The 22711-nt window shown below is 60.5% G+C and carries 19 protein-coding genes and 1 pseudogene; 13 read left to right on the forward strand and 7 right to left on the reverse strand.

Going from position 1 to position 22711, the window contains the following annotated elements; genetic code table 11:
• The first annotated feature begins 12 nt into the window (after positions 1–12).
• Positions 13–1788: a phospholipase D-like domain-containing protein gene (locus AB3X99_RS19730; protein WP_368617855.1), complete on the forward strand. Its 1776-nt coding sequence runs from the start codon at positions 13–15 to the stop codon at positions 1786–1788.
• Positions 1789–1857: 69 nt separating this feature from the next.
• On the opposite strand, the gene dinB is transcribed toward AB3X99_RS19730, so the two are convergent.
• Positions 1858–3003: a DNA polymerase IV gene (gene dinB / locus AB3X99_RS19735; RefSeq protein ID WP_368617856.1), complete on the reverse strand. Its 1146-nt coding sequence runs from the start codon at positions 3001–3003 to the stop codon at positions 1858–1860.
• 643 nt (positions 3004–3646) lie between these two features.
• On the opposite strand from dinB, the gene AB3X99_RS19740 reads away from it, so the two are divergent.
• The gene (locus tag AB3X99_RS19740; RefSeq protein WP_342946055.1) at positions 3647–4423 is read left to right on the forward strand and encodes an enoyl-CoA hydratase-related protein; all 777 of its coding nucleotides are present in this window, start codon (positions 3647–3649) and stop codon (positions 4421–4423) included.
• A 31-nt stretch (positions 4424–4454) separates the two neighbouring features.
• Here the strand turns inward: AB3X99_RS19740 and AB3X99_RS19745 are convergent, their stop codons facing one another.
• From AB3X99_RS19745 to AB3X99_RS19760, 4 genes and pseudogenes are all read right to left on the reverse strand, one after another.
• On the reverse strand, positions 4455–4889 hold the full coding sequence (locus tag AB3X99_RS19745; protein WP_069261985.1) for a MarR family winged helix-turn-helix transcriptional regulator: 435 nt from the start codon (positions 4887–4889) through the stop codon (positions 4455–4457).
• Positions 4890–4987: 98 nt separating this feature from the next.
• Positions 4988–5191: pseudogene (locus AB3X99_RS19750) on the reverse strand (AraC family transcriptional regulator); the annotation flags it as partial.
• Between the two features lie 184 nt (positions 5192–5375).
• A complete protein-coding gene (locus AB3X99_RS19755) occupies positions 5376–6542 on the reverse strand; it encodes a porin (RefSeq protein WP_368617857.1) in 1167 nt (388 codons plus the stop codon).
• A gap of 541 nt (positions 6543–7083) precedes the next feature.
• Positions 7084–9696, reverse strand: a complete 2613-nt coding sequence (locus AB3X99_RS19760) for an MMPL family transporter (RefSeq protein WP_368617858.1) — start codon at positions 9694–9696, stop codon at positions 7084–7086.
• Positions 9697–9899: 203 nt separating this feature from the next.
• On the opposite strand from AB3X99_RS19760, the gene AB3X99_RS19765 reads away from it, so the two are divergent.
• Both AB3X99_RS19765 and AB3X99_RS19770 read left to right on the forward strand, forming a co-directional pair.
• Positions 9900–10325 carry an OsmC family protein gene (locus tag AB3X99_RS19765; RefSeq protein ID WP_368617859.1) on the forward strand — a complete coding sequence of 142 codons (426 nt, stop codon included), beginning with the start codon at positions 9900–9902 and terminating at the stop codon, positions 10323–10325.
• A 77-nt stretch (positions 10326–10402) separates the two neighbouring features.
• Positions 10403–10816: a GFA family protein gene (locus AB3X99_RS19770; RefSeq protein WP_368617860.1), complete on the forward strand. Its 414-nt coding sequence runs from the start codon at positions 10403–10405 to the stop codon at positions 10814–10816.
• Between the two features lie 16 nt (positions 10817–10832).
• Here the strand turns inward: AB3X99_RS19770 and AB3X99_RS19775 are convergent, their stop codons facing one another.
• Positions 10833–13796, reverse strand: a complete 2964-nt coding sequence (locus AB3X99_RS19775) for a winged helix-turn-helix domain-containing protein (protein WP_368617861.1) — start codon at positions 13794–13796, stop codon at positions 10833–10835.
• Here AB3X99_RS19775 and AB3X99_RS19780 point away from each other — a divergent pair.
• From AB3X99_RS19780 to AB3X99_RS19820, 9 genes are all read left to right on the forward strand, one after another.
• Entirely contained in the window at positions 13744–15063 is a 1320-nt protein-coding gene (locus AB3X99_RS19780; RefSeq protein ID WP_368617862.1) for a type 1 glutamine amidotransferase domain-containing protein, read from the forward strand. The two genes, AB3X99_RS19775 and AB3X99_RS19780, sit on opposite strands and share 53 nt — an antisense overlap.
• A complete protein-coding gene (locus AB3X99_RS19785; protein WP_368617863.1) occupies positions 15060–15500 on the forward strand; it encodes a nuclear transport factor 2 family protein in 441 nt (146 codons plus the stop codon). The genes AB3X99_RS19780 and AB3X99_RS19785 overlap by 4 nt, the downstream gene beginning before the upstream one ends.
• 37 nt (positions 15501–15537) lie before the next feature.
• Positions 15538–16020 carry a nuclear transport factor 2 family protein gene (locus tag AB3X99_RS19790; protein WP_368617864.1) on the forward strand — a complete coding sequence of 161 codons (483 nt, stop codon included), beginning with the start codon at positions 15538–15540 and terminating at the stop codon, positions 16018–16020.
• A 46-nt stretch (positions 16021–16066) separates the two neighbouring features.
• Positions 16067–17572 carry a toluene monooxygenase gene (locus AB3X99_RS19795; RefSeq protein WP_368617865.1) on the forward strand — a complete coding sequence of 502 codons (1506 nt, stop codon included), beginning with the start codon at positions 16067–16069 and terminating at the stop codon, positions 17570–17572.
• 1 nt (position 17573) lies between these two features.
• Entirely contained in the window at positions 17574–17873 is a 300-nt protein-coding gene (locus tag AB3X99_RS19800; RefSeq protein ID WP_368617866.1) for a toluene-4-monooxygenase system B family protein, read from the forward strand.
• Positions 17874–17879: 6 nt separating this feature from the next.
• Positions 17880–18194 (forward strand): MmoB/DmpM family protein, encoded by a 315-nt coding sequence (locus AB3X99_RS19805; protein ID WP_368617867.1) that lies wholly within the window; start codon positions 17880–17882, stop codon positions 18192–18194.
• Positions 18195–18211: 17 nt separating this feature from the next.
• Positions 18212–20236, forward strand: a complete 2025-nt coding sequence (locus AB3X99_RS19810) for an AraC family transcriptional regulator N-terminal domain-containing protein (protein WP_368617868.1) — start codon at positions 18212–18214, stop codon at positions 20234–20236.
• Positions 20236–20559, forward strand: coding sequence for a Rieske (2Fe-2S) protein (locus AB3X99_RS19815; protein ID WP_368617869.1), 324 nt, complete (start codon positions 20236–20238; stop codon positions 20557–20559). The genes AB3X99_RS19810 and AB3X99_RS19815 overlap by 1 nt, the downstream gene beginning before the upstream one ends.
• Before the next feature lie 302 nt (positions 20560–20861).
• Positions 20862–22409: a winged helix-turn-helix domain-containing protein gene (locus tag AB3X99_RS19820; RefSeq protein WP_368617870.1), complete on the forward strand. Its 1548-nt coding sequence runs from the start codon at positions 20862–20864 to the stop codon at positions 22407–22409.
• Here the strand turns inward: AB3X99_RS19820 and AB3X99_RS19825 are convergent.
• Positions 22394–22678: a DUF4148 domain-containing protein gene (locus AB3X99_RS19825; protein WP_368617871.1), complete on the reverse strand. Its 285-nt coding sequence runs from the start codon at positions 22676–22678 to the stop codon at positions 22394–22396. The genes AB3X99_RS19820 and AB3X99_RS19825 overlap by 16 nt on opposite strands.
• Positions 22679–22711 lie beyond the last annotated feature (33 nt).

The following is a 22711-nucleotide window of genomic DNA, read 5'->3' on the forward strand; positions in this document are numbered from 1 at the left end:
CAGAGGTGAACGATGTCGACGAAGGTCCGCAGCTATCTCTCCCCGACGCTGGTTTTACTCGCGCTCGACTGGCCGGACGGTGCGACACGTGCCGACTTCCTCGGTTTCGCTATTGAACGCGCCCCGGGCTTCACTAGCCCGGACGGTAAATCCCATGAGACGAGCAGCTGGCTCCCTAATCGAATCACGTTCAAGGGGCCCGTGCCGGACGGTAAACCCGATGCGCCTTCGAATATCGCGCCGATTCAAAAATTCATGTGGTGGGACGCGCGCATCGAGGAAGCCGACAGAGGCAAGCAATTCAGGTACACCATCTACCCGGTAGTCGGTACGCCGGACAATCTGAATCTGCTGAACGCAGAGGCGAGTTCGTGTGAGGTCACGTTACCGGCGCATATCGAAGACGGCGTGGGTACCTGGTTCAACCGCGCGGTGGTGAGCTCGCAGGCTTTCGCACGACAAGTGAAGGCGATGGGAATCGATCCGCATACCGCGCCGCCGGCCGCACAGGCGTTTGAACTTCGTACGTGGCTCGCCAACGATATGCAGCTCGTGTTCAAGGAAATATTCCAGGACGCGTCGCGCGCTGCAGCAGCCGTCTATCACCTGACCGACCCGCTTTGGGCGATCCCGGCGTTCAAGGAGTTCGGAACCGCTCACGGCAAAGCCAATGTCGCCGTCGTATACGACTCGCATCGGGTTCGCGAAAAAGGCAAAGCGCCCGCTGCATCGCCCAATCAACCCACGGTCGATGAACTGGGCAACGTCGTGACGTTCTGCCCGCGTGACAAGACGCACATCATGCACGACAAGCTCATCGTGACGGATAGGGGCGATCGGCAAGGCAACCCGGCATTCGTGGTTGCGGGTTCTGCGAATTTCACGACAGAAGGCATTACGGAGCAGGCCAACGTACTTCATCTGTTCGATTCGGCAGACCTCGCGAAACTGTACGACGACAGAACGAAAGCCATCGCCGGCAATCCGCCGATCAACCAGACCGCCGAACTCACGAATGGCTGGTCCGATTCCGTGACGGTGGGAAGCGCAGCCGTGCGCGTTTGCTTCTCTCCGGAAACGAAAACCAGACGTACCCAGATCGATACCATCGTCGAAGCGATAGGAAAGGCGCAGCATTCGGTTTTGTTCTGCCTCTTCATGCCGACAGACGAACCGCTTCGCGACGCCTGCTTTGCCGCCGGCGACAAGGGGCTCATGATGTTCGGCCTCGTCAACAATATCAGCGGAAAGTCCGCTGAGAATGCGCAAGAGGCGCAAAAAGCGGGAGAGGCAGTGAGTACGACTGCGCTGGCAAACCTCGCGCTCTATCATCGAAGCAGGGAAAACCGCGACGTCATCGATGCATCGTACTTTTCCCCGGCGACCGTGCCTGAAGGTTTCGAACCCGAGCTCCGCCTCTTTCCCGGCGAAGTCGCGCCCAGTTACGCGCCGGTCATTATCCACCATAAGTTCATCGTCATCGACGCCGAAGGAGACAATCCGATTGTCTACACGGGCTCGGCCAACATGAGCAACAACTCCGAGCATTTCAACGACGAGAATCTGCTCGAAATACAAGACAAGCGAATCGCCGCCATTTACCTCGCGGAATTCATGCGGTTGTACGAGCACTATCGTGCGCGCGCCGTTGGCATCGAGGAGCAGCAGCATAGAACCGTGCAACGGCTGTTGCTACAGCCCGACCGCAAGTGGGCCGACAAGTATTACAAGGCGAATAGTCCGGAGGAGAAGGCGCGGATTGCGTTGGCATCGGAGCCGGCCAGTTGATGCATTCGCTTCTGTGTTTGCGAAGTCACCGTGCACGCCTCGCACGACGGGGGCGCTGCGCGTTGCCGGCTAAAAATCCAGCGTGAACTGAGGCGACTCGTTACTGGAAGCTTCTCCGGTGTGTTGGAGGTTGCCGGCCTTCACCCCTAGCAGCCTGATGGATTTAACGAGTTCGACTCTTTTCAGGCACTCAGTCGCCGCGCGCCGCAATGCTTTCGCGTCATCAATAGGCTCAGGAAGCGTGACGTCACGCGTGACAGTCTTGAAGTCATTAAAGCGCAGCTTGATGCCGATCTTCCTGGCCAGATAGCCTTTTCGCTGGAGGTCGAGCGCCACCTGTTCGCATAGGCGGGTAAACGCTGCGCCCAGTTCCTGTCGATGCCGCACCGCGTGCAGATCGCGCTCGAATGTGGTTTCGCGACTCATCGAGACGGGCTCGCTATACGTCACCACCGGCCTGTCATCTAGTCCGTGTGAAACTCTGCGAAGCCACGCCCCGTAGCTTCGTCCGAAGTTTTCGATGAGCCAGTGCTCGTCGCGCGCAGCGATCTCACCGATGGTCGTGATTCCAAAAGACGCAAGCTTGGCGGCCGCCTTGGGGCCAACGCCGTTGATCTTGTTTGCGGCCATTGGCCAAATCCTGGATTGCACGTCCTCCGGCGTCAGGATTGTGATTCCGTCCGGCTTTTGCATATCGGAGCACAGCTTGGCGAGCAGCTTGTTTGGCGCGATACCGACGGAGCATGTGAGATTGGTTGCTTCGAAGACGGCGGATTTCAACTTGCGCGCGATTGCCTCCGAATCGCCATTCGTGAGTGAAACGTCTGCGTAGACCTCGTCGATTCCAACGTCTTCCATGCTCGAACTGATTGACCGGACGGCATCCTTGAACAGTCGCGAGTACGTTCGGTAGAGGTCGAAATTCACTGGAAGGAGAATCGCATCTGGCGCTAACCGGGCGGCTTTCATGGCGGGCATTCCGGAATGAACGCCGAGCGCGCGAGCCTCGTAGGTCGCGGTCGTCAGGACACCTCTGCCCACATAGTCGCGCAGGCGCGAGAATTCGCGAGTGCCGTCCGGCTTCGTTCGGGGCGTATCCGAGCGACGGCCAGCAACCACCATGGCTTGGCCTCGTAGCTCCGGATACTGCGAAAGTTCACACGACGCAAAGAATGCGTCCATGTCGATGTGGGCTATGCGCCGATCATCTGGCATGCCTTGGTACTCAAAAATAGCTCTCGATGGCTCCGCGCGACCGGCACGCTACTCATCATCGGGTATGGCGGCAGGAGCAGCGGGACGACGGCACCGTGCGTCCTGTGGAAAATTGAATGGAACTGTACATTTATACAGTCACTTTGTCAGGATACTGGAGCTGATTCGGAGATATTTTTTTGAGTGCGAAGATGTTCGCAAACGGCTCTTCCGCGGACGCCGCCGCTCTGACTGTGGAATCCAGGAAAAAGCCCGCCAATGCGGCGGGCTGTTGCGAACAGGCTGGTGGAGCAGCCTGTCATGTTTCAGTCCTGGCGCGGGTGCAAACGCCGGTAGACGCTCCAGATCGCCACGGCGGCGATGACGACGACAGCGGTGAGAATAAGCATGTTCAGTCCTCCGGTTGCTTGTCTGTTTGGTAATGCTTCAATGCTACGGAGCTTGGGTGCGCGCGAGGAGTGGCGCGACGTCGCGAATGGAGTACCTGGTCGAATTCTGGTCCGCTACGAATTTTCGCCTTCAAACGTCTTCAGGAGCGAGGGTTCGCGAGCAGGCCCCGAATTACATGGCATCGACCGTCCGGTTTACTTTGCATGCGAACTACCTATATACTTCGCATGCAAACTAAATTTCAGGAGAGCACATGAGCGCGGAGATTCACGTCGAACAAGCCGATGGCATTCTGACGATTACGCTGGCCCGACCGGACAAGAAGAATGCATTGACGAACGAGATGTATGGCACGCTGGCAGACATCATCGAGAATGCGGAGCACGACAGCGATGTCCGCGTATTGCTGCTGCAAGGGGACGGAGACATGTTCACCGCGGGCAACGATGTGGGCGAGTTCGCAGCCATTGCATCGGGGAAGGGGCCCAGTGAGCGACACGTGCATCGCTTTTTGCACGCCCTGGCGAAGTCGAGCGTGTCCATCATCGCGGCGGTTCAGGGCAAGGCGGTCGGTATTGGCACGACGCTTCTACTGCACTGCGACTACGTCCTGCTCGCGCCAGACGCAGAACTGATCACGCCGTTCGTCAATCTCGCGCTCGTCCCCGAGGCGGCGTCCAGCTACCTGCTTCCGCTGCGCGTCGGCCACGTGCGGGCGTTCGAGATGTTTGCGCTGGGCGAGCCGCTCGACGCGCAAACCGCTGTCGCGTGGGGTCTCGCCAACAAGGTCTGCGCAAAGGATCAACTACGCGACGACGCACGCAGGATGGCGGAAAGAATCGCCGCCAAGCCGGCCGGTTCACTGAGCGCCATGAAAAAGCTGATGCGCGAAGCCGAAACCCTGGTTGCGCAAATGGACAGCGAGAGCGCGAAGTTTCAGGAGCGGCTGACGAGCGCCGAGGCAAGAGAGGCATTCGCGGCCTTTGCCGAGAAGCGCAAGCCGGACTTCGCGAAGGTTGCCCGGCACTAGCCAGTGCCTTGCTGGCCGGCCACGGTCGAGGTTACGCGTCGCCGTCTTCGGCGAGCGGAAACCTGGTCTGCAGGCTGGTCAGCCACCGCGCTACGACGTCGATCTCCGCTTCCGTAAATCCTTCGGTCAATCGGGCGTTCAAGTCTTTCATGCGAAGCTTCGACTTTTGGCGCGCGGTACGTCCTGCTTGCGTCAACCACAGGCGCGACACCCGGCCATCGGTCTCGTCAGCCCGACGTTCGATCAACCCTGCCTTTTCTGTCCGGTCAGCGAGACCGCTCATGCCTGGTGCGCCCAGATCCAGCGCAGCAGCGGCTTCGCTCATGAGTGCGCCGTTGCGATCACCTAAAAAAAACAGCAGCCCGGCCTGGGCTGCTGTGACGCCGCCTCCGGCCGCGCGTGTTTGCGACCACCGTTGCAGCCGGCGCTGTCCGACGTTCAATAGATAGACGAGGCGATGTTTCATTTCCGCGCAGATAACATTGTGCGATTTAGTTCGCGTGCGAATTATATCATGCGGTGATCGACCCTTTCGAAAGGGCGCGAAGACGTTCAATGGCTTGCGGCCGTCGCGACAATCCCACTGGCCACGAACGGCTGATTGAGCACGGGTACACCCGCCTCTTGGACCCACGGCGTAGTGGTGAGGTCCGTGCATGCGGGAACGCCTTGCAGCAGGCCCAGCTTCGCGAGTATCAGCGTGGCGGAGCACTGTGCTCCGAGCAGCTGGCGCGTTGGGTCGAGCCGGATTTGAGACATCAGCGCAGCATGGACTGGCGACGGCGGCTATTGAACGGCGCGCGGGATGACGAAATGCGTCTGGCAGGGCCGATCATGAATGAAAAAACACCCCAAAGATTGGATCGACGTCCAACTCTTGGGGTGCAATTCACTAGCCAGGATTTCTTTGTCGGGGCAATGCGTCCACGACCCCGAGCTTCTGAACCTGCTATTAGAACCGGTGGTACATGCCAATGTTGGCTTGAACCTGGTTGCCGCCCGACGCCGTGTTGCCGAAGTCGGCAGCCGAAGCCTGAGCGCCCTGAGCATGAACGTAGGCACCCATGACGTATACCGACGTGAGCTTCGACAGCGCGTACGTAGCACCCAGCGAGGCCTGGTTGATCGAAGCCATCGTGCGGCCCTCAGCGGCTTGCGCAGGCGTGGCTGCCGAACCGTAGACGTACGTGTACCCAGCAGCCAGCGACAGCGCCGGGGTTGCCTGGTACTGCAGAAGGGCGCCCACTACGTTGAAGTGGATCGACGCCTGGCCGTCGTTGCCCTCGTATTGAGCGTTCGAGTACCGAAGGCCAGCCGTGTACCGGCCAAACTCGTATTGGCCAGCGATTTGAGCGATGCCCGCGCTCTTGAACGCATTGCCACCGTAGTAGCCCGAGCTCGGATAGCCCAGCGCACCACCGAACGACGGTTGTGCCGTTGCGTTCTGCCAGCCGTTCTCACCCTGGTTTGCAGCATGGAAGTAGCCGCCAGCGACCGTCAGACCACCTTGAGCGTAGTCCGCAGCCACCGACCACGATTGACCCGAACCCATCGCACCGGCAACGCCGCCGAACGAGTACGCGCCTTCAGCCTGGAAGCCATGGAAAAGCGGCGAAATGTACTTGACGGCGTTGTTCTGGTTCGTCGTATTGTCGTTGTTGTCCACGTCGCCCGGGGTCGAGAATGTCGACGCCGAAACGGCGTCGCCGGTCAGGCCCTGAACCATTTCCGTCACGGCGTCGATCTGGCGACCCATACGCAGGGTACCGTACTGGTCCGACGTGAGGCCTACATAGGCCTGGCGGTTGAACAGCGAACGCGAGGAACCGATGGGGCCCTGGCCGCCGATGCCACCGCTGGCAATGTTGAAACCGTTTTCGAGCTTGAAGACCGCCTTGAGGCCGCCGCCGAGGTCTTCCTGACCCTGGAGGCCCCACTTGTTCGAACCCGAGGCGCCGCCAACGAGGCCGACCAGCGAGTGGCCACCGACGTTCGAGGTGTAGCTGATACCTGCGTCCAGCATGCCGTACAGGGTGACCGACGACTGTGCCATTGCTGCCGAGGATGCGGCGAAAGCGGCAACAGCGGTAACCGTTGCCTTGATGGTGATGTTCTTCATCTGTAATTCAGTGTCCCTGAGTATCTTTTGGATTGGTTTATTCGTTACTGCGCGCCGGAGGATACGGCACGTCCTGCAAACTCACGAAACGAAAAAAAAAGACTGTCGCGAAAACGTAACAAAAGGCCCAATGCCTTGTGCGGCGGGCGATCGATGGACTTCGTGCCAGATCGGCAACAGCGGATGGTGGGTGCTTTCCGGAGGCGACAGGGTTCGACGTCCGGCCGAAACATTCTGTGACCCTATCTTGTACGAGAATCAGCGGTCCCTGGAGATCAAAACATCGCGCAGTACGCTGACGAACTGAGTCTTCCTCCTGACAGTTTGACTGCTGCGTTCAGCGGCCGTAACGACGAGCGCATTCAGAGCGACTTCGCGAGTGGCATACGGAGGGGGGGCATGGCACACCCACGCTGTTTATCAACGGCCATCTCTACGGCGGAGAGCACGACGCCCGAAGCTTGCTCGAAGCGTTGCAGCGTGCAGGGAAACGCTTGCGATCGTGACGATGCCAGGTTTCAAGTTCCGCACAGGCGCGGTATCAGTCTGCTGACGCCAGCGTTTTGAACTGTGCGGCGCGAGGCCGTCCCATCAGCACGGGCTGAAATACCACCGCGCCAATCAGTGTAGACACCAGCGACAACGCGAGCAGAGCACCCAGACTCGATGTCCCGGGATGATGTGAGAACCACAAGCTACCGAACGCTGCGCCCGTTGTCGCTGCGCTGAACACAACCGCATAAGTCAGGCTGGATTCCAGCAGCCGTGTTGCGCCACCTCGCCAGGCGATCACATAGTAGATCTTGAATGCGACGCCTACGCCAAGCATGAGGGGCAACGCGATGATGTTCGCGAAGTTCAACTGCAGATCGAGCGCTACAGACAATTCGAGTGTCAAAAGCGCGGAAACGAGCAACGGCACAACGGTTCGAAGGATGTCGTCGACCCGGCGCAGCGCGATCCACAAGATGACGACGATCGCTACCAGGGCGTATCCGCTCGCCTGAAGGAATGCCTTGATGACGAGGTTAGCCGAGTACAGGATCGAGATCGGACCGCCGATCGCATTCGGTTCCGCAGAACTCACTGCGTTGGCGAAGCTTCTCAACATCGCGTCATCATTGGGGTCGATACCGCTCGGGACGCGGGGAGAGATTTCGACGATTGCCTTGCCGTCGGCGGCGACCCAGTCTCTTGCGATCCCGGGCGGTAAATTGGCGCGGGTGATCTCGGCAGGATCGAGAAGCGCAACCAATCGCGCGAGCGCGATCTTCAACGGTGCCGTCATCGCATGGTCGGCGCGATCGCGTGTCGTGCTCGGCGCGTCGGCCAGACGGGTCAGCACGTGTGACAGTCGCGTCGCCTCGGCGGCGCCGGGCCCGGGGTGATCCTCTGCGGCAAGCGAGAGCTGGTGCGCCGCACGACGCAAGGCGTCGACGCGAACGGCGTCGCTTGCCGGCGGCGCGGGCGCCTGCGCCAGGACGGGGTCCAATACACGGGCAGCGTCTGCAATTGCGGCGAGTTTCTCTGCCTGGTCAGTCGGAATGAAAGTGGTGAGCGTGACCGTTCTGCCCACCTGCGGCAGCGTTGACAAGCGGGCGGCGATCGCATCGGCTTCGCTCAAGGAATTCGCCATGACGCGCACATTGTTGATGCCAATTTCGGGCGAGTCTTTCAGTGCGAGCAGGGTTGCCATCGATTCCGTGCGTGGATCCTTGAGATGCAGTGGATTGAAATCGAAGCGCAGGTGCAGCAGCAAGGGCGACGCGCCGAGAATGGCAACCGCCGCCACGGCCAACATGGCTTTGCGATGCCTGTCGAGGAAGTCGTCGGTTCCGGCAAGCCGCCTGAAGCCCGGCGACACTTTTTCGTCTCCTGGCCGCAGCACGCTGATGAGCGCGGGCAAGAGCGCCACACTGGTGAAATAGGCGACGATCATTCCCACTCCGGCGATCTTGCCCAGTTCCGACACGCCGCGATAAGCAGTCGGAATAAACGAAAAGAAGCTAACGGCGACGGCAATCGCGGCGAGGGACAGGCGACCGCCTAGCGTATTTGCCGTACTCATCAATGAGACGGGGATACGACTGTCCTTGTAGTGCTCTTCCCGATATCTCACGGTGAATTGCACACCGAAGTCGACGCCCAGGCCGACGAATAGCACCATGAACGCGACCGAGATCATGTTGAAGGCGTGCACCATCACCAGTCCCAAAGCTGCAGTGATGAGCAACCCGACGACGAGGCAGATAAAAACGGCCAGTACCAGTTTGGCGGACCGAAGCGCCACCCAGAGAATGCCGAGTACGACGAGAAGCGTCACGGCGCCATTCAATGCCGCACCGTCCTGGACCGATGCGAATTCGTCATCGGCGAGCGGTTGCTCGCCGGTAAGGCGCACGCGTGCGCCAAATCTCGCATCGAGATGCAGCGAGGCCGCCGTGTCGCGTATCAATGCCGATGCGTTGCCGCCTGCCCTCAGCGATGCGTAATCGAGCACGGGCTGCACGAGTACGAATGCGCGCGCAGGTGACGTCGCGTGGGAATCCATCAGCGACCGCCACGAAAAAGCGGCGGCCTGGTTCGCTAGCACGCGGTCCATGACGTCCGCGCTTTGATCGAGAAGCGGAGCCATCTGCTCCAGCTTGACCCGCCCGATTTGCAGCGGCAAAAGCAGGGTCGTCGTCAGCAAGTTGGCGAGACCGGTCAGACTGGGGTCATGCGAGAGCGCGTTGAGCAACGGGCGCGCTTGCGTCAACTGCGATGTCGTGGACTGCACGTCGCGCAACGACAGAAAAAGCAACCCATTGTGTTCGAAGAAGGGACCGGCACCCGGCTGCGTCACCGCAACGAACCGGTGCGTGTCCTTGCGCAATGCAGTGGCAAGCTCGCTGGCGGCGGTGTCGGCGAATTCCGGCGCACTCGATTCCACCACGACGAGAATGGAGCCCCCTCGTTGCGGAAAGGCGCGATCCAGCGACCTGGACAAGCTGTCCCACCGTTTGTCGACAGTCAGTAGCCGGTCCGTAGCCGTGTTGATCTTGAAGTGATGGGAGACGTAGTGACCGCTCAGCAACGCGAGGACGAGCGATAGCGCAATCACGCTGATCCGGTGACGGATGGACCATGAAACAAGACGGGCAACCGACGACATGATGGCGAAGGTTCAGGCGCGACGGACATCCCAGTCTAGCGTAATTATCCGGAACGTGTCCGCACGTGGTCGAAGCGGTGCCGATCCGTCGATATCGCAATTGAACGGCTTGCGTACACGCACGAGTCGCGGCACGGATCAGCCGAATTGAATTAACGTTGACTTGCGAAATCGTTTCGAGTCCGACATGACAGGAGGACAGCATGAAGCGCAAAGCATCGGCGATCTGGGAGGGAGGGCTGAGAGACGGAAACGGCTCGATATCTACAGATAGCGGCGTCCTCAAGGACACACAGTATTCGTTCTCGACACGCTTTGAAAATGGTATCGGCACGAATCCTGAAGAGCTGATCGCGGCAGCGCATGCCGGATGCTTTTCGATGGCGCTGTCTGCGGAGCTGGGTAAAGCGAACGTCAAGCCCGAACGCATCTCCACGACAGCGACGGTCACGCTCGAGATGATCAATGGCGGCTTCGCGGTGACCGCTTCGCACCTCGACGTGGTGGTGAACATCCCCGGCGCAGACAAGCAGGTGTTCGACAAGGCAGCGGCAGATGCGAAAGCCGGTTGCCCAGTGTCGAAGGTCTTGAACGCCACCATCACGATGGACGCGAAGCTCGAGACTTGATGGTTTCGCGACTGCGCGGACGAAGTTCGGGTACAGCATGTAATCCGGGTTTTCCCTGGCTGATGAGGCAACAGGCCATGCCAAAGACATACTCAGGTCGTTGCGCGTGCGGCGCCGTCAAGTTCCAGTTCGATGCCGATCCCACGTTTATTGCCGATTGCTACTGCCTGGATTGCCAGAAGGCGAGTGGCGGGGTCATGGCGACTTTTTTCGGTGTTCCTGAAAGTGCTTTCACGCTGCTGAGTGGAAATCCGCGCTCGTTCTCCTACATAGCGGACTCCGGCAAGAGGATAGATCGCAATTTTTGTCCTGAGTGTGGATCTCGCCTCTTTTCAAACAATTCAGGCGCGTTTCCGGATACGGTGTTCGTCATGATCGGCAGCCTCGACCGTCCCGATGGTATTCAGCCCGTTCTGGAGATGTACACGAAGCGCCGGTACAAATGGCTCAACCATCTCGACGTTCCGCAATTCCAGAACATGCCGACGTGACACGCGGGAGACCTTGTCATTCGAATTTTCGGGACGCCAGGTGAACACTGGCAAGCAACTCCCGCGATTCCTTTACATCAATGATTTCGAACCCGTCGGTGAATTTGCCGTAGATCGGCGCAAGCACGGACTCCACTTCTGCGGTCTTACCTTGCCTCAGCTTGAGGCGGGCGAGGCTCTTCGCGGCGCGTAGTGCCAGGAACAGCGCGCCTTGCTGCTGCGCGACTTCGATGGCATGCAGGTAAAGCGCTTCGGATGCACCGCGCGGATCGAGTTCGTCGTGCGTAGCGAGTATGTCGCCCTTGATCCTGACTAACTCCGAAATGCACCACAGTTCTTCGTGCGCCTTTGACCACGCCAGTGCATCCTCGATCGCCGCCAGCGCTCGTGCGTGATCGCCGAAGCGCAGCAAGCCCCGGGCATACATCCCCGCAAACATCGGATAACGCATTCCGATGTGCTCGCGCTCGAGTTGCGCCAACGCTTCGAGGAGGATCGGGAGCCCGGCAGGGTTCTCTTTCTCGACCAGAAACGCACCATGAAGACCGCGCGCCATCGCCTCGAAGAGGGCCAGCCCGTGCTTCGCCACGGTGTCCTGCAAAGTGATCAGGGCGCCTTCAGCCGAGGCGAGATCTCCTGCGTAGAGCGCGAGCGGAACGAAGGCAAACACGAGTACGTAGCCAATCGTCAGCGTGTGGCCGCTTTCTTGTGCGTCGAAGAGCGCCTGGCGCGCCTCCTTGAGCGCTCGTTCCGGACATCCCAGCGTCCACAGGACGCTGGCCATCAACGAACGGGTCCCCTCGCTTCCGCTTACATGGTTGGCGGAGAGTTGCGACTGATGGTGAGGCGAGTCGTACCATTCGAGCACACGCTCGAGCAATCGCCGAGCTTCGGTTTGCTTGCCCATGTGATGCCATGCAAACGCGGTAAGCCGGTTTCCTTCCGATATCGCGGTCTCATTCTGTGTTCCATTCGCAATGGAGCGGAACTTCAGCAGTCGATCGTCTGCGGCACGGTGTCTTCCTGAATACACCAGGCCACAACAGGCGGCGAACAACGAACGTAATTGATATTCCTTATCGTCAAGCCGCTCCGCAATGGCCAGTGCGGCGGTGCATGCAGCGTCGACTTGAGAGACCATGCCGCGTGTATAGAGTGCGGCGGCGGCAAGCGCCGTGTAGAGTTTCATCCGATGCCTGTCGAGCGTGGGCGAGCGGGCATCTGCGCGATAAAGTGCATGCTCGATGCGACTGCGGCATTCGTCTAGCGAGGAGAGCCGGATCCACGCAGGAATAGCGGCAACGGTGAGCGCGATGCCCAGCGATGAATCTCCTTGCGCGGAGAATGCCCAGTTCAGTGCGGCTCTGACGTCGTCGATCGTAGGGATGTGATTTGCCAGCCATCGTATATCGGGCGGCCGGTTCCAGCAGTCCGTGACACGCGCGTACAAGTCATGAAAATGCCCGGCGTGGCGACGGGAGACCAGGTCCAGTTCATTCGCATCTGCAAGCTTGCGTCTCGCGTAATCACGAGTCGTGTCGAGAAGTCGATATCGCAAGGGATCGTTGGCGACGTTTGCCGACAGCATCGACTTCGACACGAGGCTTGCAACCGCATCGATCACACTCGGGTAGGGCAGGTTTTCGTCGCCCACGACAGCAGCCGCAGAGGCGAGCGAAAAGATGCCCGGAAATATGCCCAAGCGGCGCAGCACGACGCGTTCGACCGCGGGCAACAACTGATGACTCCAGTCGAGTGTGGCCAGCAGCGTTCTCTGCCGCTCCGGAGCCGTGCGTCGCCCCTGCGCGAGCGCGGAAAAGCGGTCGTCGAGCAAATCGTGCAATTCCCGAATGCCGAAGGCATCCAGACGCGTTGCCGCAAGCTCGATCGCCAGCGCAATGCCGTCCAGCCGCCGGCAGATTTGCGCGACGACGGGCGCATCTTCGTCGGACGGCTCGAAGTCGCCGCGTGCGGCAATGGCTCGCTCGATAAACAGCTCGACAGCGGGGTACCGACGCGCGGCGTCGATCGTTACGTGTGCCGTGTCAGGAGGGCTTTCGAGCGCTTCGAGCCGGTACACGTATTCGCCAACGGCGCGCAGCGGCTCACGGCTGGTCGCGAGAACATGGATTTGCGGGGCCGCCGCGATCATCTGCTCGGCGATGATTGCTGCTGCCTCGACGATCTGTTCGCAGCTGTCGAGCACGATGAGCTGTGGACGATTCCGAAGCCGGAGGTAATTCGCCAGCGCGCGCACGATGTCATCCGAGTGAACGACGAGGCCGATCGTGCTGGCGACGGCATGAGGCACGAAGCGCGCGTCGGATAGCCGGGAAAGGTTGACGAACCAGACGTCGTGCTCGCCCAGTGCGACCAATTCGCGGGCAACCGCCAGCGCGACCGTCGTCTTGCCTATTCCTCCGGGCCCTGCCACCGTCAGAAGCCGTACGCGCGAGAGCCGCTTCAGCAGATCGTGAATCGTCTTCGCCCGTCCGATCGGTCGAATCAATGCGGCGGGAATGTTGTGCGAAACCTGGGGACGCGTTTGAGTTGGTGTCACGGCGCCGGACAGCGTTTCGCGCTCGACCGGCGCGACGAATTGATAGCCGCGGCCGACCACCGTCGCGATAAAGCGCTGGCCCTGAGGCGCGTCTCCCAATGCTTTGCGCAAGGCTGCGATATTCACCTTGAGATTGCCTTCCTCCACGACATTCTTCGGCCACGCGCGAGCCATGAGCTCTTGCTTGGTGATGAGTTCCCCGCGACGCTCGACGAGCGCGGTCAGCAAGTCGAGCGCTCGACCACCAATCAGTACGCGCGTGGCGCCGTCGAGCAAGGTGTTCTGTGAGGGAATCAGGTGGAACGAACCAAACTGGTAAGCCACTCCGCTTTCGGCGGTCGGGCGTGCCTCATCTCTCAGCCCTTCGTTGATTGGCAACCTTTGCATGATTGAGCCCCGAATTGGCGTCAGCATCGTCATGGGGAAACCGCCGCGCAGATGCCCGTGTTTGCATTTCTGCGATCAAATGGCTTTGCGAGCGTCATTCTATCGACCGGCGATGGCTGCGCTCGCAAGTTTCGATTTTTCATACGTTTCGCGCAGCCGCCCCACGTGGCACCGAGCGCCCGGCGTTGCAGGAATGGGCGTTTGGGGCGGCCGAATTGCAGGATATTTCCTCGCAGACTATAAATCAGTCGAGGAGGGGCCCCATATGCGGCGCATCCTGATGATCGTTTCCAGCGCACGCGAGCTTCCGCTCGAAGGCGGCGAAACGTTGCCCACCGGCTACTGGGCCGATGAAGTCTACACACCGCTCAGGCGTTTTCGCGCTGCCGGCGTGGACGTGCGAATCCACACAGTGGACGGGCGACCTGGCATTGCGGATCCCTTCAGCCTGGAGCCCCGATTTCATTATCCCGACACGGACAGGGACTTCCTCGCCGCCATCGTGAGATCCTTCGCCGACGATCCGGAAGGGGTTCGCTTTACGCTGCATCACTTCACGGAACTCGACTTGATCGCATCGCGCCGCGTGTACGAAGCCTTGACGTTTGCGAATATCGAACACGGGTTGGCGCGCACCAACGTAGAAGCGGCGGCAAAGGAAAGCTGGAAACACGACATCGGCTTTCTCGAAGCGCTCGCCGCGCGGCCGAAAATCAGCACGATCGTGCCGCCCGCGCGGGCGCAAGTCTTGGCCGATTCGGTGAAGCACGATAGTGAACGTCTGGCGCAAACCTGTGCTCATTCGCTGGCGAATGATCGCGCGCTGAACGCGCCATACGATCTCGGCAGTCTGTCAGACGAGGAAATTCTTTCGTTCGACGCGGTGTTCATTCCTGGCGGACACGGCGCAATCGTCGATCTGCCGGACAACCGCGATGTCGAGCGCGTGCTGCGCCTCGCGCATTCCCGGCGGAGCCTGATCGCGCTGCTTTGCCATGGACCCGCCGCGCTGCTATCGGTAGGCAACGGTCCCGATGGTGGCTGGCTATTCGACGGCTATCGGGTGGCGGCATTCAGCAATGAGGAAGAAGACCAGGCGATAGTCGGATTGCGGCGGCCTCCGTGGTTTCTCGAAAGCGAGTTGAAGAACCGGGGCGTCGTCTATGACGAAGCGCCCCCGTGGGTGTCCCATGTGGTTGTTGACCGTCATTTGCTTACGGCACAGAATCAGATGTCCGATGAGGCCTGTGCGGAAGCGGTGTTGCGCAAACTCGGTGTCCTGCAAGGGAGTGCGGCATGAGCATCGCCCTCGAAGTCGCCCATGCATTCATTGGCTGTCTCGCTCGGCATGATGTCGACGGCGCCCTCACCTCCTGCTCCCCGCACTGCTCCATTCATATTGTTCCTCTTGCGCTCGACGGCCCCATTCATGCTGAAGGGCGCCGATTCTTCGAGAACTGGTTTTCCGCGTTTCCGGACTTGACGTTGAGCACGCGGCGCATGTTCGCAACGCATGAAGATGTCGTGGCCGTGGAGACGACATTCGATGGCACGCAGGCGGGCGAATTTCTCGGCGTAATCAATCAGGAAAAGCATATCGATCTCGACGAAGCGTGGCTGCTGCATACGCGTAGCGATCGCATCGAGGCGGTCAAGCTGTTCTGGTGCCAGAATCAGCTATACCGGCGACTCGCCGTACGGCGTCTGGATCGCGTAACGATCACCGCGTCATTCTGATTCGCGGCGCTTTGCCGAATCGGACAAGGAGACACCGATGCCTGAAGTCCCGGAGGGCCGTGCGATCACCGCCGGGCAACGCGCCAGCCGCGCGGTGCTCCGGTTCTTCGACGCATATCGACGCCAGGACGTTGAGGGCATGGTCGATGCGTGCGTGGACAACGCGAACTTTCGCTATGTACCGGCCGAGGTCATGCGCAGGCAGCGAGTGGTGCGCGGCGACGGCAAGGTGCGCGGAGTCGGGAAAACCTGGTGGTCCTCGTTGATCGACGCTTTTCCCGACCTGACCAACGACGTGCAGTGGATCGGCAACGACGAGGAGGGCAACGTGGCGGCCGAGGTCACGATCTCCGGCACCCAGGCCAAGGCGTTCGGCACACTCGCGAACAGCGGCGAGCATTACGATCTGGCGCATCTTTTTCTCTTCCATGTCAATCGCGAAGGGCTGATCGACGACATCGTCGCCTATTGGGACACCGCGGACTGGTATCGGCAACTCGGACGGCTTGAATGTGACTGATGCCCCCGGCAACCAGATCTTCCGGGAAAGCGCGCAGGAGATATTGATGACTTCACTCAGGCGTGAAGATTGGTACGACGTGTATCGCGACGTCGAATGGACGCTCTCGTACGTCGACCAGGACGCGGTTTTTCCCGAATGGTTGTCCGGCACCGGTAAGGTGCCCATCGACGCATGGAAGCAGTGGGACGAGCCGTACAAGATCACCTATCCGGAGTACGTTGCGACGCAGCGAGAGAAGGAAGCTTCGGCCTATGCCGTGAAGTCGGCATTGCGACGCTCGTCGATCTTCGAGCAGCTCGACGAGGGCTGGAAGTCGGTTTCGAAAATTCACTACGGCGCGGTCTCGCTGATCGAATACCTGGCGGTGCTCGCGGAATTGCGCATGGCGCGCTTTGGTTTGGCGCCGGCGTGGCGGCAAATGGCGATGTTCGGTGCGCTCGATGAAATCCGTCACGCTCAGCTCGACTTGCTGTTCGCCCACGAATTCATCAGCCGGGACCAGCAATACGATTGGGCGCTCAAGACCTATCACACCGACGAATGGGTGGCCGTAGCCGGACGGGCGGCATTCGACGGCATGATGGTGAATCCGAGCGCGGTCGATATTGCCATTCAATTGCCGTTTACGTTCGAGACGGCATTTACCAACGTTCAGTTCATCGGCTTGGCGGCAGATGCGCTCAGCTCCGCCGACATCAATTTTGCAAACATGATTTCGTCCGTGCAGACGGACGAGGCGCGCCACGCGCAGCAGGGGCATCCTACGATCGAAATACTGATGCGGCACGATCCGAAACGGGCGCAGTGGCTGATCGACAAGACGTTCTGGATAAGCGCACGGCTTTTCGCGGTGATCAGCGGGATTTGTATGGATTACTACACACCGCTGGAGCACCGGAAACTTTCGTACAAGGAGTTCATGGAAGAGTGGGTCGTCAATCAGTATCAGCGCACCTTGCAGGAATATGGTTTGAAGCGGCCCTGGTTTTGGCAGGAATTCATCGATGGGCTCGACGTATGGCATCACTCGCTCCAGATGGGAATCTGGTTCTGGCGTCCCACAGTCTGGTGGAAGCCGCAGGGCGGTGTGAGCGAAGACGAACGGGCATGGCTGCGCGAAAAGTACCCGCGCTGGGAAAAGGAATTCGGCCCGGGCTGGGACACGATTATTGCGAACATCAATAGCGGGCAGGAAGAGAAAACGCTGCCAAAAACGCTTCCCTGGCTATGCAACTGTTGCCATCTGCCTATCGGGACGGCGGGTGCGCCGAACAACGACCGGTATCCGGTGCGCAGCTATCCGCTCGAACACAATGGCTACACCTACCATTTCTGCTCGAAACCGTGCCGGCAGATCTGGTGGGAAGACAAGGACACAATTCACCAGAAGACGGTGGTCGAACGGCTTCTGGGTGGAGAGGTGCACCCGCAAACGCTCGCAGGCGTGCTCGATTACATGGGGCTCACGCCCGAGGTAATGGGGAAGGATGCAAAGAATTACGCGTGGGCGTACTCGTACCGTGACGATAAAACCGCGGAGCAGGCTTGATATGAATGCAACCAGCACAACGAGCACAACCGGGGCAACCAGCAATACGCAGCCCACCACCCTGGCGATCAACGCGCTATTCATTGGCGACATCGTTACCCAGCTCGTTTTTGTGCGTGATACCGACACCATCGCGGAGGTCGCAGAGAAGGTCGCCGCGCAGTCGGTCGGTATCCGGGTGCCGCGCAGAGACGCGCCGATGGTCGTCTATTTCAACGGCGTCGCGTTGCCGATGAGCGAGACGGTCACAGGCGCCGGTATCGATGCGCTTCAATGCCTGACTGTGCGTTACGCGGAGTGAGCGGAAATGACGCGCTCAACGAACCTGGTGGGACCCGTGCTGCGCATGGTCGACGACGTCGATGCGGTGGTGCGCGCCATCGTGGAGGACAACCCGGATCGGGAGATCGAGCTTGTCGATCGCGGCGCATACATAAGGGTACAGGCGGAAGGGTTTCTTCGCGTGAGCCGGGATTCGATCGAACGGCAGGTCGGAAGGCCGTACCAGATGCGCGAACTGGAGCAGATGCTCGCTTCGTTTGCCGGCCGCATCGAGACGACGTCGGACGAAGTGACATGGCAGTACCGGTCTGATGTCGAACGTGCAACGCATAGGCGCTGAACATAAGGATGCTGATAATGGATGACTCCGCCTCGAATGCGAAAGCGAAACCGTTGCGCACATGGAGTGTGTTCGGCGAGATGCGCCGCGTGCCGAGCGAATATGAAATCGTCACGCACGAAGTGAATTACACGCTGCGCAAGCGCCGAACGGCTGCCTTCGAGTTGAATCCGACCACGCCGGCCAACATGTGGTACTTGACGTATCGCGACAAGTCGCCGGTGCAGGTTGCGGAGTGGAACGAATTCCGCGACCCGGACGAGATGACGTATCGCAAGTACGTAACGACCCAGGACGAACAGGAAAGCGTCATGAAAGGTGTGCTCGACCAATACGAGCGCACGGCGCATGACAGCGACGTCTCGGCGCGTTGGCTGGACACGCTGGCACATGTGCTCATACCAACCCGTTATCCGGTTCACGGGCTGCAGATGACGCAAGCCTACCTGGGCACGATCGCCCCTTCGTCGTACATCACGAATTGCGCTGCATTCGCGGCCGGCGACCTGTTGCGGCGCGGCTCGCTGATTGCGTACCGCACGCGCCAGCTGCAACTCGCGCGTCCCGACGTTCATGTGCTGGTCGACGCGCGGCGCATCTGGGAGGCAGATCTGGGCTGGCAGCCCGCCAGGAAGGCGTTGGAGACCGCGCTGATCACTTACGATTGGGCCGAGTGCCTGACCGCGGTGAATCTCGTGTTGCGCCCGGCGCTCGACGAAGTTCTGCTGGCGCAACTCGGGAACGTTGCGCGCAAGAATCGCGACGACCTGACCTGGCTGCTCCTCACGAACCTGGCCAGGGATTCGGCTCGCGCCGCGCGCTGGAGTTGCGCGCTTGCTCGTTTTGCGATCGCGCGCAACCCGGATAACGTCGGAAGTTTCGCGCGTTGGGTCAAAAAGTGGCGCGGCCGCGCCGAGGATGCCGCCGGCGGCCTCGCGACGTTGCTCACCAGCGTGTCGTCGCCGGGGCAGGAAGAACTGAAGACGCTCGAGGCGGCCCGCAATGCCATTGCGGCGTCCCTGGAGGCGGCCGGCATTACCGAAGACCTGGAGAAGACCGTTGTTGCCGCGAAAGACCCCGCGCAACCATCGGCGTCGCCGCAATACATGGCGCCCCTGCTCAGCGACCCGCTGATCGCACTGTTCGAAAAATACGCTATGGCCCCGGGCGCCAATCCGTGCCGATGGACCGGACTCACGTTCTACCGCTTCGAAAGCCCGGTGGCGCCGCACTGGGATCAGACGGCCTCGCTGGCGTTCTGCATTGTTGTGCAGGGACGCAAACGCGTGACGATCAATGGACGCAGATACTTCTTCGACCCCGCAAACTATTTTCTGATCAATCGAGCGACGCGGTTGCAGGCTGAGATTCTCGAAGGCTCTCCTGCGCAACCGTTTCTTTCGATGATCTTGCAGATTCCGGCGGCGGCGGTCGCCGAAGTGTTGATCGAAAGCCTGCCCGGGCTGGAAGCCCAGGCAGGCACGGATGAGGAGGAAGAAGCCTACGTGTCGAAATTCGACGGCGACCTGCGCGACGCGGTCATACGCTTTCTGAAGACGCTCGACGACGATAGTGAGCGCCGCCTGCTTGGACCGCTTTTTCTGCGGGAGATCGTTTTCCGGCTGCTACGTCAGGACCAGGCGCCGCGCCTCGTGACGGCAGCACTGTACGGAAAAACGTCGCGCAAGGTTTTCGCGGCGATTCGCTATATGCAGTCCGAGTTCAACAAATCTATCACCATCGACGACATCGCCCGCGCGGTGGGGGCGAGCACGTCGACGCTCGCCCATTCGTTCAAGGAGGTTATCGGTGTCTCGCCGTATCACTTCCTCAAGCAGTTGAGGCTAGAGCGCGCACGCGTCTTGATGATTCGAGAGGGCTGGGGCGTGAGCGAAGCCGCTGCTCGCACGGGCTATGCGAGTCCGTCGCATTTCGTGAAGGCATTTACCAGCTATTTTGGCGAGGCCCCGAGCCAATACGCGAACCAGTTTCGCGGCAAGCCGACGCTCAATGTGATGGAGACGACCGAACCGGGGATGTAATGGTGCAGGACCCCTCCTGGATCGACGTCATGGACGCCAACGACCTCTGGATCGGCGAGATGGTCGCTGTAGAGTCAGTTCTTGGTCCGCTGCTGATGATCAATATCGACGGTGCGGTTCTCGCATATGAGAACCGTTGCCCGCACATGGGCGGCCGCCTCAGCGACGGCGAATTCGCCAATGGCGTCGTTGTGTGCCCGAATCACCGCTGGGAGTTTTGTGCACATAGCGGGCGCGGAATCAACCCCAGCGGCCCGCAATTGAAGCCGTACCGGGTGCGGATCGTGAACAGCCGCATCCTGGTCGCATCGAGCCAGTCGTAGATTCTTCAGTTCAATTGCCCTAACGATGCGGCGGCCGCGCGTCACGCGTTAGCCGTGCCTCGAATCCCGCGTTGTACTCATACGCCTTGAGCGGCATCCGGCCGCCATGGCGTCGAATCCTGCGAGATTCGCGTGAATTCCTGCAAATGCAAGCCGGCGCGCTGTACGAGCCCGCAACCCTTGCCTTCAATGAAGGCAAGCCGGGCAGGCGGCGAGACATCGTTGATCCGCTTTGCCGGCGCATGCTTCGCGACTCAGGAGGGCACCATGCGATGCCGGTCAGTCTTTGGCGGTTGGCTGCCATGAAACCGCGCCCGACCGCTTCAGCCCGGTCGCCGGGCGCTGCGGGCTCCTTCTCGTTCGGCCCGTTCCGTTTGATTCCCGGGCAGCAATTGCTGCTCGAGGATGGAGCGCCTGTGCATATCGGCAGCCGCGCGCTGCTTCTTCTCACGGCGCTCGTCGAGAATGCGGGCGAACTGGTCAGCAAGAGCGACCTGATTGCGCGCGCGTGGCCAGACGCCGTGGTCGACGAGGGCAATCTCAAAGTCCATATCGCAGCGCTTCGCAGGGCGCTTGGAGACGGCCTGCGCGGAAACCGGTATCTCGCCACGATCAGCGGACGAGGCTACACCTTCGTCGCCCCGGTCGAGTACATCGAGCAAAAGGTGACGGCGCGGCGCAACGGCGCGGCTCTGGCCGCCTGCCGCCTTCCGGCGATACCGACCCACACGATCGGTCGCGCAGACGCCATCGAGAGGCTCGGCGATGCCTTGTCGCGCCAACGCCTCGTGACGGTGGTCGGCCCCGGCGGCATCGGCAAGACGGCCGTGGCGCTGTGTACGGCGCAAGGAGCGTGCGAGAACTATGCGCACGGCGTGAGCTTCGTCGATCTAGGGTCGGTAGCGGAACCGGGCGCATTCATTGCCACCGTTGCCGGTGCGCTCGGTCTGATCATTCGCAGTACCGATAAACAGTCGGCAATCATGGCACATCTACGCGAGCGGCAGATGCTGATCGTGCTCGACACCTGCGAACACGTGATAGACGAGGCGGCGCTGTTCGTGGAACAGGTGATGCGAGGCGCACCGAATGTCGCCATTATGGCGACGAGCCGTCAATCGCTGCGCGCCAGTGGCGAGTATTTGCACCGGTTGCTGCCGTTGCCGAGTCCACCCGACGCTGTCGGGCTCACGGCGTCGGAGGCGTTGACGTTCTCCGCTGTCCAGCTGTTCGTCGACCGCGCCGCTGCGGGCCAGCAGGGATTCGCACTGAGCGACGAGAATGCGCCGATCGTCGGAGAGATCTGTCGCAATCTGGACGGCCTGCCTCTCGCGATCGAACTGGTCGCGACGCGCTTCGATGCATTCGGTCTGCGCGGGCTGTCCTTGCTGCTCGACGACAACAGACGGTTGTTGAATCAGAGCCGGCGTACGACGCTGTTGCGTCATCGGACGCTCGCAGCCGCGCTCGAATGGAGCTACGAGCTGTTGCCGAGAGTGGAGCGTACGATACTGCGACGCCTTTCCTTGTTCGCGAGTCCGTTTACGCTCGAAGCTGCGAGCGCGCTCGCAGAAGATGGAGAGATCACCACGAGCGATGTGATTGGCAGCGTGGCCCAGCTCGTCGAAAAATCGCTCCTGTCAGCCGACGTGAGCGGTTCGACCACTCGATATCGCTTGCTCAATACCACGCGCGCTTATGCGCTGCAAAAACTTGCCGATGGCGGTGAGCTAGAGCAGATCACACGGCGCTACGCCGAACGGCTTCCCGGTTTGTTCGCGCCGACCGAGGCAAAAACCGCCATGGAGCCACGCAGGAAGTCGCGCGCGAATGATCAGCGAAAGCAATGAGTCTGGTTCGTGGGGGATTGCGCTGGCGGATCGCCGCTGCCTTGCGTCTGTGCCGCTTGCCGGGCAGCGAGGCGGGCTTCGGCCGCCTCGATGTTGAGAGGGAAGCGAAGTTCGGACGCCTGGGTGGGCCAAAAGCCTTCGCTTTCCAGGTCATAGAGATGCTGCAGCACCTCGGCTCGCGTGCATGGACCTGACGCCTGTTGGGCGAGAGAAGCGGCGGGCGATAGTCCGAGCTGGACGACGACTATCGTGAGAATACGCAAATCCATTTCGCTGATCCCGCCGTGTAGACGAAGCCGTCA

It is taken from the genome of Paraburkholderia sp. BR10882 (assembly GCF_040948855.1).
Classification (GTDB): Bacteria; Pseudomonadota; Gammaproteobacteria; order Burkholderiales; family Burkholderiaceae; genus Paraburkholderia; species Paraburkholderia nodosa_A.